Source organism: Anaerocolumna sp. AGMB13025 (assembly GCF_029689925.1).
GTDB lineage: Bacteria > Bacillota > Clostridia > Lachnospirales > Lachnospiraceae > Anaerocolumna.
On the sequence record NZ_CP121445.1, the window covers coordinates 5,741,629 to 5,757,500 of the forward strand.

At 40.1% G+C, this 15,872-nt stretch carries 10 protein-coding genes and 1 rRNA gene (1 of these 11 running past the window's edge); all 11 read right to left on the bottom strand.

All coding sequences use genetic code 11. The features are described from left to right. Window positions 1–76 precede the first annotated feature (76 nt). On the bottom strand, window positions 77–1,495 hold the full coding sequence (locus QA584_RS23850) for an extracellular solute-binding protein (protein ID WP_278271607.1): 1,419 nt from the start codon (window positions 1,493–1,495) through the stop codon (window positions 77–79). A 39-nt stretch (window positions 1,496–1,534) separates the two neighbouring features. Further along, window positions 1,535–2,410 carry a sugar phosphate isomerase/epimerase family protein gene (locus QA584_RS23855; RefSeq protein ID WP_278271608.1) on the bottom strand — a complete coding sequence of 292 codons (876 nt, stop codon included), beginning with the start codon at window positions 2,408–2,410 and terminating at the stop codon, window positions 1,535–1,537. After that, window positions 2,394–3,401, bottom strand: a complete 1,008-nt coding sequence (locus QA584_RS23860; RefSeq protein ID WP_278271609.1) for an ABC transporter ATP-binding protein — start codon at window positions 3,399–3,401, stop codon at window positions 2,394–2,396. Before QA584_RS23860 ends, QA584_RS23855 begins: the two co-directional genes overlap by 17 nt. Window position 3,402: 1 nt before the next feature. Continuing rightward, the gene (locus tag QA584_RS23865; protein WP_278271610.1) at window positions 3,403–4,374 is read right to left on the bottom strand and encodes an ABC transporter ATP-binding protein; all 972 of its coding nucleotides are present in this window, start codon (window positions 4,372–4,374) and stop codon (window positions 3,403–3,405) included. 3 nt (window positions 4,375–4,377) lie between these two features. Continuing rightward, complete coding sequence (locus QA584_RS23870; protein WP_278271611.1) at window positions 4,378–5,226, bottom strand: ABC transporter permease; 849 nt, start codon at window positions 5,224–5,226, stop codon at window positions 4,378–4,380. A gap of 14 nt (window positions 5,227–5,240) precedes the next feature. Then, a complete protein-coding gene (locus QA584_RS23875; protein ID WP_278271612.1) occupies window positions 5,241–6,239 on the bottom strand; it encodes an ABC transporter permease in 999 nt (332 codons plus the stop codon). A gap of 116 nt (window positions 6,240–6,355) precedes the next feature. Then, window positions 6,356–8,347 carry an ABC transporter substrate-binding protein gene (locus QA584_RS23880; RefSeq protein ID WP_278271613.1) on the bottom strand — a complete coding sequence of 664 codons (1,992 nt, stop codon included), beginning with the start codon at window positions 8,345–8,347 and terminating at the stop codon, window positions 6,356–6,358. A gap of 295 nt (window positions 8,348–8,642) precedes the next feature. Next, window positions 8,643–9,908 (bottom strand): ABC transporter substrate-binding protein, encoded by a 1,266-nt coding sequence (locus tag QA584_RS23885; RefSeq protein ID WP_278271614.1) that lies wholly within the window; start codon window positions 9,906–9,908, stop codon window positions 8,643–8,645. After that, window positions 9,909–11,414, bottom strand: coding sequence for a response regulator transcription factor (locus QA584_RS23890; protein WP_278271615.1), 1,506 nt, complete (start codon window positions 11,412–11,414; stop codon window positions 9,909–9,911). Between the two features lie 89 nt (window positions 11,415–11,503). Then, window positions 11,504–13,528 carry a cache domain-containing sensor histidine kinase gene (locus QA584_RS23895; RefSeq protein WP_278271616.1) on the bottom strand — a complete coding sequence of 675 codons (2,025 nt, stop codon included), beginning with the start codon at window positions 13,526–13,528 and terminating at the stop codon, window positions 11,504–11,506. Window positions 13,529–13,983: 455 nt separating this feature from the next. Beyond that, a 23S ribosomal RNA gene (locus tag QA584_RS23900) occupies window positions 13,984–15,872 on the bottom strand; it runs 1,025 nt beyond the window's last position.

Below are 15,872 nucleotides of genomic sequence, written 5' to 3' on the forward strand. Positions count from 1 at the left end.
AATCGGGCGGTTTCCAATTACAGCTAATGCTATTTTTGTACTCCGCCCTTTTTCAATTTCTTATGAACTGCCCTGTTTATTTACTTATTACGTTATCCTCTCCTACTGTCCGGGTTACATCCACGCCATAAGTTGCCATAGCATCCGCTGGACTGCTTCCGGATACTACCGATTCAACCATCGTCTGGATATGAGTGGAAACCGCGGAATATTTGCTGTCTCTCGGTCTGAACGCAGCACCTTTTAAAAATTCTGTTGCTGTATTTATGAAAGGCATAGAAGCATATTTTTCATTGTCAACGATATCCGTCCTGGTTCCAATACTTCCCATGGAAACAAGGGCATCCACATATATTTCCGGCTCCATTAGATGCTTAATAAATTCCATGGTTATAGCTTTATTCCTAGATTTGTACGGAATTGACCATGCCCAGCCCCCAGCCAGGGTAATGGTTCCTTTCCCATCGCCTTTTTCCGTCGGCATTGGTGCAAATCCTAAAACTTTACCATAATCAGGCCATGGAGAAGCCCCTATATCGATATAGTTACCCGTAATCCAATTACCGTCCAGGGATATTGCCAGCTTTCCCTGGGGGAGATATTCCCTGGCGGAAGTGTTACTAGCCTGACCGTTTAATACTTTTGATAAGGGCGGACCAAAATTATTTTGATATATATTTTCTAAGAAAGTTAAGGAATCTAAAATCCCCTGACTGGAAATGATCCATTTACCCGTAGTTTTATCCTGTAAGCGTTCACCGGTTCCATAAAGTAACATTTCATAAGTCTGCATGGAGGTTGCTTCACCTGTTGCAACTGCAGAGTTACACCAAAACGGTATTACATCCGGAACTTTTTCCTTAATCGTCTGACAAGCCGACAGAATATCCTCCCAGGTCTTTGGTTCCCAGTTTTCAGACAGCCCCGCCTGTTTAAAGATCTCCTTGTTATACCACAACCCTCTGGTATCGGTATTATATGGTATACCATACACCTTCTTATCGTCTGCAATAACACCTTCTTTTAAGGATTCATAATAGGAACCATCATTCCACTCCGGATAATCTGTTAAGTAATTATCCAGTGCTGTCAGGTATCCTGCTTCAACATCAGTCGAAAGCTGAAAGGTATCCTCTGCCACCAGATCTGGTGCGGTTTCTTCTGATTGTAAGGAAAGAGCAATTTTAGCAAAATAATCACCTTCGGAAGTAGTGATAGGGGCAATATTTAATTCGCAGCTGTCCTTTTTGTCAAAACTCTCATAACCTGCCTGAAGCCATTTCCATAAGGAACCGTTTTCCCCCCGACCGTCATCTCGAAAGGTTACCGTAATAACACTTTTTACCGGCGTCACTTTACTTCCGTCCTTCTCCCCGAATTCAGCAGCCGTATCATTTGCTTCTTGGTCAGTGTCAACCTTATACCCTGATATTACACAAGCGGCGGATAAGGATATCAATATTACCGCCATCAACAAACTCAGTAACTTTTTCATAAATGATCCCACTCCTTTTTCCGAATAACCATTGGGGGGTTACCAAGGATTTGCTACAAAATCTCCTCCCCTGCACCATTTTAAATAGTTAAGTCCATGAAGCTGGGCAGTCATCTCCCATTCACCCTGATAAATCGGATCATGATAACCTTCAATACAGATATCTCCGTCATAACCTCCCATATGCAGTATAGATATTACTTTGCGCCAGTCTGTATCACCAAATCCCGGGGTCCTGTCATATGCAAATTTCTCTGCACCAAATACACCCATACGGCGTACCACATCCCAGTCCACAGATGAGTCTTTACCATGTACATGAATTATTTTCTTAATCCATTGTTTCAACTGGGGAAGGGGATCAATTAACTGTGATAGCTGATGAGCCGGTTCCCATTGCAGACCCAGGCGGTCATCTGGTACTAAAGAAAACATCATCTCCCAGGCTTTTGGATTAAAACCTATATTACAGGTTGCCTTCTCCCAGGTTCCACCCATCGGACAGTTTTCAATTCCAATTTTAACGTCCTGATCAGCACCACGTTTCACCAGTTCACCAAATACTGTTCCGAATACAGGAATCGCTTCTTCAACCGGTCTTCCCTCCAGGGCACCGGCAAAGGTAGTAACTGTTTTCGCACCAAATAATCCAGCCGAATCAATGCAGTACTCTAAGGTTTTTTTATGCTCCTCATATTGAAGGGGATTACAGTAGTATCCAAGGCAGGATACTGTTACACCACTATCTCCTAGTATTTCCTTCACCTTTTTTGATAATTCCAACAAATCCGCACCCTCTAATGACATATGGAAATTCAGGGAGACGGTTTCAAAACCTGCCTTTATTATGTGAGGAAGCCAGGTCTCTGCTGCAAATCCCGGGATACAAGTTCCTATCTTAATTTGTTCCATCATTTCTTTCCTCCTTACTCAGTTCTCCATTTAAAGGATGGAAGCACAGCACTTTCCGCCCTGTGCCAAGTTCTTTCATCTCCGGTCTTGATTTTCGGCATTCTTCTGTGGCATATGCACAGCGGGGTGCAAACTTACAATAAGTAATTGCATATTCCTTATCTTCTGTGTCAGGCATAACCAGTTCCTGATTCCATTTTTCACCGACCCTTGGTACTGCATTCATCAAAAGCTCCGTATAGGGATGGGCAGGATTATCCATAATTTCTTTTGCTCTGCCGTATTCAATCAGACACCCTCGATACAGCGTTGCAATATAGTCCGATACATAGTAAGCCGTAGAAAGATCATGAGTAACATAAATAAAGGAAACATTGTACTTATCTTTTAGTTCTTTAAATAAATTTACGATATTCATTTTCATAGATGCATCAATAGCAGCTACCGGTTCATCAGCTATAATAAGCTTCGGTCTGGTAATCAGTGCTCTGGCTATGGATACCCTCTGTAACTCACCCCCTGAAAACTGGGCCGGATACTTGCCCTTTACTACTTCTAATGACATACCGACGCTTTTTAAGATGTCATCTACAAGCCTTTCCGCTTCTTTATAGTTTTTTGCTATTTTCAGCCGGAGTGCCGTATTAAACAGATAGCTATCTACCGTCTTTCGCATGGAAAAAGATTCATAAGGGTTCTGAAATATAGGCTGTACATCCAATCGGAACTGAAAAGGATCATAGCCTTTACGGTCTTTATATGATTTTCCTGAAAGCAGGATATCTCCCTGTTCCGGGTCATGCAGACGCAATATCATCTTGCATAATGTAGATTTTCCGCAGCCGGACTCACCTACGATGGAAAGAATAACTGGTTTACCGGCATCAATATCAATATTGACCTCATCCACCGCAATAAGCCTTTTTTTACTAAGCATTCCACCGATTTGAAAGAATTTACTGACATTTTTTATTTCCAGAAGTTTTTCCGCCATCTTACACCACCTCACTGTTTAGTAAATGACAGGCTGCATAACGCCCCTGTTCCACTTCACGAAACTTTGGTACCAGTTCTTTGCACTTATTCGTTGCCTTGGGACACCGGGGTGCAAACCTGCAGCCGGGAGGCGGATTGGTAAGTGCCGGGGGTCTTCCCGGTATTCCAGTTTTCTGACTCTTGTCACCGACTCTTGGAAGAGCTCCTACTAACATTTTTGTATAAGGATGAATGGGTTTTTCAAAGATATCAACGGTTTTTCCAAGCTCAATCATACTGCCCGAATACATAATTCCCATACGGTCTGTTACCTGATAATGTACACCCATATCATGGCTTACTATGACCATCGTATTCTTTAACTGCTTTTGCAGACGCATAAGCATCATAAGAATACCTCGTTGCACCACTACATCAAGAGCGGTAGTCGGCTCATCTGCCAGCACTACATTGGGCGACATAAACGTAGCCAGGGCTATAATAACACGCTGTCTCATTCCTCCGGAAAGCTGGAACGGATATGCCTTTAATAAATCCGAGGAGAGGCTTAACTCTTCTAAATAAGCCCCAACTCTCTTTAAGGTCTGTTCCTTCGTTTCTTTCTTTCTATCTGATTTCGGAATAGAATCCAGAAACTGGTTTTTAAGAGGAACGATGGGATTTAATACGCTCTGAGCCGCCTGGGGCACATAGGAAATATTATTCCACCAGTTTTTTCTGATTTCACCGGTTTCGTAGGAAAAATCTTTTCCTTCTTTCTGCCCGCTTAAAATAAGCTTACCTGAATCTACTACCAGAGGAAACTCAATTATATCATACAATGCTTTTAAAAGGGTGGTTTTTCCACAGCCTGATTCACCGGCTATACCAAAAATTTCATTATCAAATATTTCAAAATCCACATCATTAATAACATGAACCGGTCCGTCTATGGTGGTATACGAAGTGGATAAATGGTCTATTTTTATCATTGCTTATCTACCTCTCTTCTTTGATAAATAATCATTATAGCCTGTTATCAGAAGGAACAGTCCGATAAACATTACAGCCGTAGCAACTATCGGAGAACCTATCCAGAACCATTGCTTCGTAAAGATCGCATTACGGTCTCTTGCCCACTGGATCATATTGCCCAGGGAGATTAAATTGCCCGGGGACAGACCTAACACTGCAAGACTGGATTCAGACGCTATGGCAGCCAGTGTAGCATTCATGAAGTTGGAGAGAGACCAGGTAAGAGCATAGGGTAATATCTCGGTTACAACAACCTGAATGGTACCTTCACCGGAAAACCAAGCGGTGTGGATAAAATCCCGTTCCCGCATAGACAATGCCATAGAACGGATCTGACGGCTGGGCCAGGCCCAGGCAAACATAGCCAGTACCAGTGCCATTAAAATTACCGTAGAAGTTCCTTTCATAAAAGAGGTCATTAATATAAGTATAGGAAGGGAAGGTATTACAATAAACGTATCGGTAACAACTGTTAATACCCGGTCCAGTAACCCTCCTGAAAATCCAGCCAGGAGTCCGATAAACACACCGGCAACGGTACCGATCGTAGCCACAATTAGACCAATCAGCAGTGAATTATGTATCGCTTCAATCAGCAGCCATAAAACATCCTGCCCCATACTTGTAGTTCCCAGCCAGTGTTCTTTGGAAGGGCCTAACTTACTCGGATAAGAATTAAAGGTAAAGGGATTAATATGGGGGGAGAAGTATATAACAAATCCAACCACCAGAAAAAACGCAGTCATAATGAAGCCTATTTTAAAACCAAAATTCGTATTTTTCCAAAACTTTTTCATTTTTTTCAACATTCCACCTCCTGGCCTTAACTGTATCGGATACGCGGATCGATAAACGGATAAATCAGATCCACAATCAACGTTGCAGTGGATATTGCCACGATAGAAATTGTGATGCATCCAAGTATCATATTATAGTCCGACATCAGGATAGCCTTTTGTACCAGAGAACCAACACCGGGATATCCAAATACGATCTCTGTCATAATAGAACCGCCGAATACGCCGCCAAGACTCATAGCCAGAGCGGTTACCTGGGTCAGTATGGAATTTCTGAATACATAACCTAAGCCGATGGTGCCTTCGGAAAGTCCTCTATAACGTGCAAAAAGGACAAAGTCTTCTTCTGAAGTTGTACCTGCAAGGGATTTCATGGATATGATCCACCAGCCGGTACCTACTAAGAGCATGGACAAAGCCGGAAGAATAGAAGCTTTGAGAAGGGAAGCGAACAGAACTGCAAAATTACCCTGGGTGTTTATGGTAGCCTGAATCGGGAACCACCCCAAAACAAATGCAAATACAATCTGCAATATCAGAGCTATAATAAAATAAGGAACAGGATAAATGCATATTGCTATCCCCTCTAAAATTTTGGAGGATAACTTATTTTTTCTAAAACCGGCTAAAAGCCCAATGATATTACCAATAATCCAGGCTATAACAGTAGTCGTCAGAGAAAGGAAAAGCGTATATGGCAAATACATTCCGATGATATCTCCAACCGGAGTAGGATAACTCATAAGAGAGGGTCCGAAATTAAAATGCAGCAACCCATTCCAAAGAAAAGTGCCGTATTGCTCAAGCAGAGAGCCTTCAAGACCAAATTGCACCCGAAGCTGTGAACGAAGTGCATCCATTTGTGCTGGATCCATCTGACCAGAACGTGACTGAATCTGACCAATCATATTCTCAACGGGATCGGATGGAAACATACGTGGAATAAAAAATATAAAAGTAATACCAATCCATACAGTCAATATATAGGTTAAAAACCTAAGACCGAAATATTTGCGAAATTTCAACGGTTTCACTCCTTTTTTAATTCGTGATTATTTGTCTGAATGCTGATACTGCCCGGTGGGTGCCACCAGGCAGTAAAAGCTTTATATTGTAGGAACTTTTATACTGTACGTTCTTTTTATTGAACCGGTGAAATCTCTGTTGTTATATATTTAAAGCAGCTCCACCACCACCATGGGCCATTATAAGGATTCTCAGAGTTAGGATAATTATTCCAGTAGGTACTGTTTGTCGGAACGAACTTAACGCCTGAGTGGAAACCAATAAAAGGAAGTTCTTCTATGGAAATCTTAAAGAATTCCTGACCCAGTTCATAGGATTTCGGGTCATCCGGTGAAAGTTTTGCTAACTCATGAATGATTTCAGTCGCTCTGGTATTATTCCAGCGTGTTCCCTGACCGGAACCTTTCTCTCCCATCGGAACGATAAGGTCCGCATCCCAACCATTGATCTGTGAATAAATATCTTTGGTTATGAAACCAGTAGGCCAATATCCGGCAATATCATAATTACCTGTTTGACCATTGGTATCCCAGGTAGCGCTGGATTCACTTACTAGATTAATTTTAAAACCAAATTTGGTAAGCTGATCATAAGCCGCCTGAACACCACGTCCAGCCTGAGCTTCCGTATCTGCTAAATAAGTCATATTGAAGGTAAACGGTTTTCCATTAAAATACCAGCCGTCTGCTTTTTTCTCAAGACCGGCTTTCACGAAGAGTTTCTCTGCTGCTGCGGGATCGTATTTCCAACAGCCTACACCAAACATATCAACAAGTGCATCATGATCGGTTGGTATACTATATCCTTTCCCTTTCAGTACTTCTGCCATTCGATCAGCATAGCCTTCATCAAAAGGTTTCACCGTAGTACCATCACCTAAGTCAAGTGAAAAATCTTCTAACCAGGGAAGCAGAGGTTTTACATACAGCTCCTGTGCAGCACTTGTATTTGTAAGAATTGGGAATGGTGATGCACGGCCAACACCGTTAAATATGTTCTGTGATATCTCATCGAAATTCATCGCAAGTGCAATACCCCAGCGGAAATCTTTATTGTCAAAAGGAGCCCCTTTACCCATAGAGAATGCTAAACCTTTTGAACATGGGTCATCACTAGTAGCATATGGGAAGTCTTTGTACCAGCATGCAATATTGGGATTCTGTGCTGTCATAGCTTCTAACATTTCCGGTGATACTTCACAAAGAATATCAACTTCATTACTGATAAGACTCATCTGACGGGTTGTATCATCGCCTAGATTTCTGAACCATACGTATTTTGCTTTTGGTTCTTTTCCGGTTACAACGCCAACGGTACTGTCTTTCCAGTCTTCACGGCGTTCATACAGAATCCATTTTCCTAATTCGTCATATGCTTTTACGGTATATGGTCCTGCAACAACTGGTTCGGAATCTTTAAATTGGGTAACATCTGCCTGTTTTGAATAGATATGTTCCGGAACGATTCTTAAATCATTTCCCCAGATTGTAACACCAAATCTCTGTGCTAAACGAGGGAAAGACTCCTTGGTAACAATCTTAACGGTATAATCATCTACTTTTTCAACAGATTTAAATACCTGATTGTAATATGCATTCTGGGTGATACCAGGGTTAGTCATAATCATGTTAAATGTAAACACAACGTCATCAGCATTTAAGTCTTCCCCATCAGACCACTTAATACCTTGGCGAATCTTAACCGTATGCTCGGTAAAATCTGCATTTGATACGGGCATGCCATCTGCAACCTCGCCGAACTGTTCACCTTTTACCGTATCGATTTCCCACATCATAGCGGACATCAGCTGATGAATACCAAATCCCATAGAAGTCCCCTGCATATAGGAATTGAATTGTCCTGGTGTGTCAGTAGGTGACTGGCATTCAACAATAAGTGTTTCATTTCTGGGTGTTCCAACTTCCGTCATCTCTCCCGATGCCGTAGGCTCAGCCTTTGTATCTGTACCAGCCTCTGTCTTTTTAGTTGTACCACCTGTCTCCGACCCCGTGGTTTTATCCTTTGAACCGCCGCAGCCGGTAAGCATGACCGCTACAAGCACAAAAGATACAACGTACGCAAATAGTTTGCGTAATACCTTCTTCATATAAAGCCTCCTTTAATAGAATGAATCTATTTGTTACAATTCCATCTTAACACTTCTGGATTTTCGCAGAAATTCTAAATTTTTAATAAAGGAGTAAATTATTAACCTTACTTTATATGACTTTTTTCGAGGTGTGTTTTAAGACATACAACTGAGTTTGTCCTCAATTTCTAAGTTAATTATTTTTATAACTGGAGATTGCTGCAAAATCAAGGACAAAATACCTGGGAAAAAATATACCCAGGTTCCGTGTCCTGCAGTTTGCAGCTGCCCCGTTCGTAATTTTCTTCGTGCCTTAATTATCTATTATAGCTATCCGCACCTTATCCTGCATGGTATCTGCTATACTGTGGATAGAAGGATTCGATTCACTGATTAATTGATATACCCCCTCGGAAATAGCGGCAGAAATGTCAAACCAGGAGTTTAAAGAACTCTTGGCTATCCCATGCTCTCTCTGTTTTTGAATAAACTCTTTACTGATAACATATCCGTCATCACTAAAATCATAGTCTACATCTACTTGTACCGGTATGGTTTCCGTATCTTTTGCAATCTGTTTTACTATATCTTTTTGGGTAATATAGTTTAAGAATTTTATGGAAGCGGTATAATCTGCAGTTATGGAGATTCCAATATTCTTACCATGGAACATATAATTTTCTTTCTTCTCATAGGGAACTGCTGCAACACCTATTTCAAAATCAATGTTACTAGTCTTTAAAACAGATAAAGTACTGAGATTATTTATCATCATAGCAATTTCGCTGTCTATAAACTTATTGGTTAAATCCAGTTGATTCCAGTTAATACATTCCATGGGAATCAGCTTGTTCTTTTTCAGATAACTAAGGAGTTCAAATACTTTCATTCCGCCTTCCCCATTAATTTCCCGAATGGTACCGCCGGTTGAATAGAGCAGCTGGAGGAAAAGAGCCGTTACTTCCTCTGGCTGTCTGGCACCGATTCCGATTCCGCTGATACCAAATTCCTGAACTTTTCTGGCGGTAGTTTTTAAGTCCTCCCAGTTCTGCGGAACGGTAACATTATTTTTTTTAAATAAATTCTTATTCCATATCAGTACATAAGGGTCGCAGGTAAACGGTATTCCATAATATTTACCGTCACTTCTGGTATTGTTCCATTGCTCTAAATAATAATGGGACGTTTTAGAGGTCTCATTTACATAAGCACTAATATCTCTGAGCACACTTAGGTTAATCAGTGCAGGCATAATGGAATTGTCGCATATAATAAGATCCGCTAACTGGTCCTGATCCAAATTCATGCAGATTTCTTTTTTAAAATCATTTTTAGATATAAAATCGATTTCTACCTTGGGATTGCCTGCAATCTCAGAGTACTGCCTGGCTATACTATTAAGCATCTTGCAATTGGCTGTAGTTTCATATGGAGCCAGAATCCGTAACACTTTCTTTTCTGTAACCGGTTCGGTTGTCCTTGACTTACTTAAACTATCCCTGTAATAATTACCGGCAATTAGAAATAAGACAAAAATTACCCCCACCGATAAAACCGCAGTTATACGAAACAGCTTCATCTAAATCACCTTCTTATATTCTGAGGGCGAAATGCCGCAAACGGATTTAAATACTTTATTAAAATATTTTGGATCCTTAAATCCAACTTGTTCAGCCACTTCTTGTATCCGGTATTTTCCGGATAGTATCATACGTTTCGCAATACTGATTCTGAAATTTCTTAAAAATACTACAAAATTAATATTAATTTTCTGATTAAATAACTTGCTTAAATATTCAGGCGTTACCCCCACCAGATTTGCTGCCTCTGACAGGGTAATGTCTTTACTGTAATTATCCCTAATAAAATTAATTACTTTTAATACAGTCAAATTGTCAATATCCATTTCTTCATCGGAATCGGTTAGTATGTTATGTATAATTTTTTCATAGTTTAAGATCAAATCTGTTTTCGTTTTACTTTCAATCATGTTATTAATAAAGTAATGAAAGATTAACTTAGGTTCTGCCTGGGTATTATATTCTTTGGCCACATTATAGATACTAGAGGAAAATCTCGCTGTGTATTCTCTGATTAACTCCGGTCTGCCCTGGCTTTCGATAATTATTTCCTTAAATTTATCACTTATTTTTAATGCTTTCTCATAATTGCCGTTAATAATTTCTTTGCGGATACGGTTTTCTAAATCTACCGGATAACTTATACTGGTGAACTCCAGTGTTTCCACCATTTGCTTATTAAGAATCACCTCGCTGCCATATACGAAAGTATATGACAGCAGATCCTTTAATTCAGTTATAGCATTCTCAAGCCTTGTCAGTCCAAATATGGAATTATAACTGCAGCGACAGGAACCAATGCTGTTCAAGCAAGGTAATATATGAGCAGAAAATACTTTATTTAGAAACTTATTCTTTTCCGTATCGATTATCAGTACTAATATCCCGTACTCAAAGGATAAATGAACCACATGGAAATTCATGATGCATAAAGAGTTCATCTTATCTTTCATACAATGAATCATTTCACTTACTGTTTCTTGGTCTATACTATCCGGCTTTACCAAAAACAAGGTTATCTCCATTCTTTCATTTGCCTGTAATTGGTTGGAAAGCTGACGAATCAGATGTTCCTTCTCCTCTTGTTCACCTGTCATTAAGCTCCAGATCAACTGGGCCGAATTAATTTTTTCCGACTTTTCTTTTAAAATCTTAGCTTCTGTTTCATTTAATAAAGCTCTGAAATTCTCAATATCAACCGGCTTTAATACATAATCCACCACTCCCAGATGTAATGCCGTCCTTACATAATCAAAAGAAGAATGACCTGTCAAAATCAGCGCATAATATACAATGCCCTCCTCCTCTAATTGGCGAAGCATTGATAATCCATCCATACCAGGCATCTGTATATCTGTTATGATTAAATCCGGTTTCAGCTCCTTGATCAACTTGATACCTTCAAATCCATCTGAAGCAATACCGCATATTTCATAATCCGTACCAATAATACTTATTAGGCCTTCTCTTGTTTTGGGTTCATCTTCAACAATTGCTATACGCATAGGTCTCCTCCGATACACCTTAGTTTGATTTATGCTTTCCTTAGTTTGATTTATGCTTTCCTCTGTTCTTTTAACAATATGGTAAATTACTATATTTCATATGGAATCAGTATCGTTACCGTAGTCCCCTGTTCACTCGAATCCACATGAAAATAACTATTACCTCCGTAATACAGTTTTAATCTGGTAATAACATTCCTGACACCTATACTGGTTTCTATCTTATCCTTTTTATAATCATAACTGTTAAATACCTCCGCCAATTCTTTCGACATACCCTTTCCGTTATCCTTTACCTGAATCTGAACATAAAAAGCACCTTCCCTGCTGATTTCTATGTCAATTTCATCATGGTCTGTACTGCCAGGAAAGCCATGGACAATGGTATTTTCAATCAATGGCTGTATCAAAAGTTTATGTATTCTGGTACACATTAACGTGTCATCCATATGAATCATACATTGAAAAGAATAACAAAACCGCTGCTGTTGTAAATAGATATACCGTTTTAAATACTCCAGTTCCTCCTGTATAGTCACAATTTCATTACTCTTTTGAATACTGTATCTTAAAATGGCAGCTAAATTAATAAGCATTTTACTGATATGAAATTCCTCGTGTTCCAATGCAACCCAGTTGATTGCATCCAGAGTATTATATAAAAAGTGTGGATTTATCTGGGCTTCTAAAGATTTGATTTCCGCATTCTTTTCCCGTACCAAGGCTTCCACTTCCTGTTTATTGGAATCTTTTATTCTGATTATCATATCATTAAAGTGATGAGCAATTGTAGCAAATTCATCTTTGCCATCTATAGCTATCCGGATATCATAATCTCCCTGATCCGCTTTTCCCATGGCATGTATTATCTTCTTAACCGACTTATCCGTAGTAGCCGCAAAGGACATGGATATTAATATACATACCATGCCAACTAAAATCCCAATTAGAACAATAATCATGGAAATATTCTGGACATCCTTTAAAGCATAGGTTAAATTCTGCACATTAATAAGAGTAAAAACCCCGTCCTTTATACTGCTTACATGTACCTCCAGCTTTTTTGAATTCATGAAATTATTCCGAATAAAAAAATTCTTTATTGCTCCTTCCATTAATTCGTTCCTATTATCAGAGCTTCCATTCCTACTATCCGTGTTACCATTCCTATTCTCAGTATCACTATTCCTATTCTCACTATTACCATTCCTATTCTCAGTGTTTACTTTTCTGCTATCAGCGTTTACCTTTCTGCTATCAGTATTTTCCTTTCTGCTATCAGTATTTTCCTTGCTATTTTTGGTGTTTTCCGTATTGTAATTATTTCCTTTATTATTACTATATCCATCATATAAATTCAATCCTACGAAAGATGCTATAGGAAAAGATATTATATCTCCGTTTTCGTTTATTAAGAAGGTTAGGTTCGAATTAAAATCCATACCAGCAGTATATACATTGCGTAGAGCATTTTCATCAATACACAGAATAATACTTCCGACAGGACCGTTCTCATAATTATTAAAGTCTGTTAACTGATGTGCTATGTAAAAATAATTCTTATTTCCATAATTAAAATCCGATTTATGAACTGTACTGGAATAAATAGCATGTTTTACACTTAGTGAGTCTTTAAACATCGGATCTATCCTTATATGATCAATATCAAAGCAAAAGCTTTCCTCACCTGATAAAGTGATTGTATCATAAAAGGTAGCATCACCGTTTAAACCAACGATAGCGATACCCAGTATTTCAGGATAAACGTAAACAATATTTTCAAGTTTTTCCTCAATTCGATGCTTTGCTGTATAGTAATTCTTAGAGTCCCAAACGTTGATATACTTTAAATTATCAATATAACTGCTGTCCGTATACATATCCATAATAATCTTATCATAGGAATGAAAAAACTCATCCACACTATTACTCGATTGTTTCAGATTCGCCATAATCAGTTCTTTTGTCTGCCGTTCGATCGTTGAGGTACTTATTTTATAGGATATAAATTGAATTAAGAAAATTGGAAGAATTGAAATTAGCAATAACATAATCATTAATTTCTTAAAGAGATTCAAGGATAAAAACTTTTTAACCATTAATTTATGCAGCATACGAACCTATCCTTTTTAGTTTGATTGTAACAGAATCTAACACTCAATTTAATAAGGTTTGTTAATTATAGTGTATTACATACTTCAACACAAGTCATTTATGTCATTTTTACCAATATGTCCACTAATAGATTATCATATATTGTAAACCCTGTCATCACTTTTCACAAATTAATTTAAAATTTAACAAAGTAAAAAAGGAATTATGCACCGTTAAGTACATAACTCCTTTTTACAGTAAAATATACAAACCTATCTAATTCTAAAGTTAATTATTAAATTTGTTCATGTTTATCAATTATATGATGCATCTAATAGACACAAAAAAAGTTACCTCAATATCTGAGATAACTTTTATTCTTATATCTTCAAAACTACACATGTAATTGTCCATCTATATTTAAAACCATCCGTTAACTGAATGATTGTTTATATCATCCAGGAAGTTTCCTTCTTTGGTCAAGCCCTCGACCTATTAGTATTAGTCAGCTGCATGCATTACTGCACTTCCACCTCTAACCTATCCACCTTGTCGTCTTCAAGGGGTCTTACTGCTTTCGCATGGGATATCTTATCTTAAGGGGGGCTTCACGCTTAGATGCCTTCAGCGTTTATCCCTTCCCGACTTGGCTACTCGGCCATGCACTTGGTAGTACAACCGATCCACCAGAGGTCAGTCCAACCCGGTCCTCTCGTACTAAGGTCAGCTCCTCTCAAATATCCTACGCCCGCGCCGGATAGGGACCGAACTGTCTCACGACGTTCTGAACCCAGCTCGCGTACCGCTTTAATGGGCGAACAGCCCAACCCTTGGGACCTACTACAGCCCCAGGATGCGATGAGCCGACATCGAGGTGCCAAACCACTCCGTCGATGTGAACTCTTGGGAGTGATAAGCCTGTTATCCCCAGGGTAGCTTTTATCCGTTGAGCGATGGCAATCCCACTTTATACCACCGGATCACTAAGTCCTACTTTCGTACCTGCTCCACCCGTCGGTGTCGCAGTCAAGCCTTCTTCTGCCTTTGCACTCTGCGAATGGTTTCCAACCATTCTGAGAAGACCTTTGAGCGCCTCCGATACCCTTTCGGAGGCGACCGCCCCAGTCAAACTCCCCACCTGACATTGTCCACTGCCCGGATCACGGGCACATGTTAGAAATCCAATACTGCAAGGGTGGTATCCCAACAGCGGCTCCACTACGACCGGAGTCATAGCTTCAAAGCCTCCCACCTATCCTGTGCATGCAATACCGAATCCCAGTATCAAGCTAGAGTAAAGCTCCATGGGGTCTTTCCGTCCTGGCGCAGGTAACCAGCATCTTCACTGGTATTTCAATTTCACCGGGTGCATTGTCGAGACAGTGCCCAAATCATTACGCCTTTCGTGCGGGTCGGAACTTACCCGACAAGGAATTTCGCTACCTTAGGACCGTTATAGTTACGGCCGCCGTTTACTGGGGCTTAAGTTCAACGCTTCGGATTGCTCCTAACATCTCCCCTTAACCTTCCAGCACCGGGCAGGCGTCAGCCCATATACTTCACCTTTCGGTTTTGCATAGACCTGTGTTTTTGCTAAACAGTTGCTTGGGCCAATTCTCTGCGGCCTGTATTGCTACAGGCACCCCTTCTCCCGAAGTTACGGGGTTATTTTGCCGAGTTCCTTAACAATGCTTCTCCCGTCGGCCTTAGGATTCTCTCCTCATCCACCTGTGTCGGTTTACGGTACGGGCTTATATAAAACAATAGCGGCTTTTCTTGGCAGTTCGCTCACCAGCTTCCCTACTTATAGTTTCGGTCCGCGTCACGTCTTCGTATTGTATGACGGATTTGCCTGCCACACTACTATCCCGCTTGCACCGGTTTTTCCATTCCCGGCTCTGGCTTTCTCTCTGCGTCCCCACAGTTCTGTTTATATAAGGTACAGGAATTTCAACCTGTTGTCCATCGACTACGTCTTTCGACCTCGCCTTAGGTCCCGACTTACCCAGAGCAGATCAGCTTTACTCTGGAAACCTTGGATATTCGGCCTAGAAGATTCTCACTTCTATCTCGCTACTCATTCCGGCATTCTCTCTTCTTAACACTCCACGGCTCCTTACGGTACCGCTTCGTCGCTGTTAAGAATGCTCCTCTACCAATTGCATAAATGCAATTCCACAGCTTCGGTGTCGTGTTTTAGCCCCGGACATTTTCGGCGCAGGACCTCTCGACTAGTGAGCTATTACGCACTCTTTTAATGTATGGCTGCTTCTAAGCCAACATCCTAGTTGTTTTCGAAATCCCACATCCTTTTCCACTTAACACGCACTTTGGGACCTTAGCTGGTGGTCTGGGCTTTTTCCC